This is a genomic window from Mycobacterium sp. (genome assembly GCF_049683355.1).
Lineage (GTDB): Bacteria > Actinomycetota > Actinomycetes > Mycobacteriales > Mycobacteriaceae > Mycobacterium.
This window is the reverse complement of record NZ_JBAUJB010000242.1, coordinates 1-1901: the sequence shown is the minus strand read 5'-3', so window position 1 is coordinate 1901 and position 1901 is coordinate 1. Positions and strand designations below refer to the sequence as shown.

Here is a 1901-nt window from a genome sequence, read left to right as displayed (position 1 = left end):
GACCGGGGAGCCACCTTACCGCAGCGCCCTCACCGAGTCATTAGATACCTACCCTCTGGCAAACTGCCGGAGGCACGCCGATCAAAGATCGGATGTTTTTGGAGTGACTGAAGTGACGGATGTGACTCGGACGAGGTCACTACCCCTGCGCTGCGGGCACTACCGCTGCGGTGCCGCGGTGGGCTCGATCGGCATCGGCAACGCAGTCCGACCCATCAGGTACTCGTCCACCGCCGAGGCGGCGGCCCGCCCTTCGGCGATCGCCCACACGATCAGCGACTGACCGCGTCCCATGTCGCCGGCGACGTAGACGCCGGGCACCGACGTCGCGAAGTCGTCGTCGCGGGAAACGTTGCCGCGTTCGGTCATCTCGACGCTCAGATCGGTGAGCAGGCCCTCGCGCTCGGGGCCGGTGAAACCCATGGCCAGCAGGACCAGATCGGCGGGCAACTCGAAGTCGGTGCCGTCGATCTTCTCGAACTTGCCGGCCTTCATCTCGACCTCGTGGCCGCGCAGCGCAGTCACGTGCCCGTCCTCGCCGAGGAACTCCTCGGTGTTGACCGAGTAGACGCGCTCGCCGCCCTCCTCGTGCGCGGAGGACACCCGGAACATCAACGGGTACGTCGGCCACGGCGTCGAGTCGGCGCGCGTCTCCGGCGGCCGCGGCATGATCTCGAACTGGTGCACACTGGCCGCGCCCTGCCGGTGAGCGGTGCCCAGGCAGTCCGCTCCGGTGTCGCCGCCGCCGATGATGATGACGTGCTTGCCGTGGGCCGTGATCGGCGGCTGGCCGTCCTCGTCGACGACCGGGTCACCCAGCTGAGTGCGGTTGGCCCACGGGAGGTACTCCATGGCCTGGTGGATCCCGTCGAGATCGCGACCGGGGATCGGCAGGTCGCGCCGCGCGGTCGCCCCACCGGTGAGCACCACGGCGTCGAAGTCCTTGCGCAGTTGTGCCGCCGTGATGTCGACCCCGACGTTGACCCCGGTGCGGAACTCGGTGCCCTCGGCACGCATCTGGTCGAGGCGCCGGTCGATGTGGCGCTTCTCCATCTTGAACTCCGGGATGCCGTAACGCAGCAGCCCACCGATACGGTCGTCACGCTCGAACAGCGTCACCGTGTGACCGGCCCGGGTCAGCTGCTGGGCCGCCGCCAGACCCGCGGGGCCGGAGCCGACGACGGCGACGGTCTTACCGGTCAGCCGGTCCGGCGGCAGCGGCACCACCCAGCCCTGCTCGAAGGCGTTGTCGATGATCTCGACCTCGACCTGCTTGATGGTCACCGGATCCTGATTGATGCCCAGCACACACGAGCCCTCACAGGGGGCCGGGCACAGCCGCCCGGTGAACTCCGGGAAGTTGTTGGTCGCGTGCAGCCGCTCGATGGCATCGTGCCACCGCCCGGTGCGCACCAGGTCGTTCCACTCCGGGATCAGATTTCCCAGCGGGCAACCCTGATGACAGAACGGGATACCGCAGTCCATGCAGCGGCTCGCCTGCTCCTTGAGCACGTCGTGGGAGAAGTCCTGATAGACCTCTTTCCAGTCGCGCAGGCGCAGGTCGACCGGCCGCCGGGGCGGGGTCTCGCGATGGGTGACCTTCAGGAAGCCGCGGGGATCAGGCACTGGCGGCCGCCATGATCGCCTCATCCACGTCCGCGCCGTTCTGCTCGGCCTCCGCAATCGCCTTCAGCACGCGTTTGAAATCGCGCGGCATCACCTTCTTGAAGTTCACCAGTTCACCGTCCCAATCCGCCAGAATCCGTTGTCCCACTGCCGAATCGGTAGCGTCAACGTGAGCCTGGATAATGCCCTGCAGCCATTCGGTGTCTTCGGGGTTCGTCTCGTCGAGCAACTCGAGCTCCACCATCTCGGCATTGAGGTTGTCTGCCAGCACATCG

Annotated in this window: 2 protein-coding genes; both read right to left on the bottom strand. The window is 67.0% G+C overall.

Annotation, left to right across the window (positions count from 1 at the left end):
• Window positions 1-159 precede the first annotated feature (159 nt).
• Window positions 160-1626, bottom strand: a complete 1467-nt coding sequence (gltD, locus tag WA944_RS14850; RefSeq protein ID WP_526609419.1) for a glutamate synthase small subunit — start codon at window positions 1624-1626, stop codon at window positions 160-162.
• The coding region (locus tag WA944_RS14845) for a GltB/FmdC/FwdC-like GXGXG domain-containing protein (protein ID WP_526609417.1) at window positions 1619-1901 on the bottom strand (283 nt) is incomplete at its 5' end. The genes WA944_RS14845 and gltD, both read right to left, overlap by 8 nt.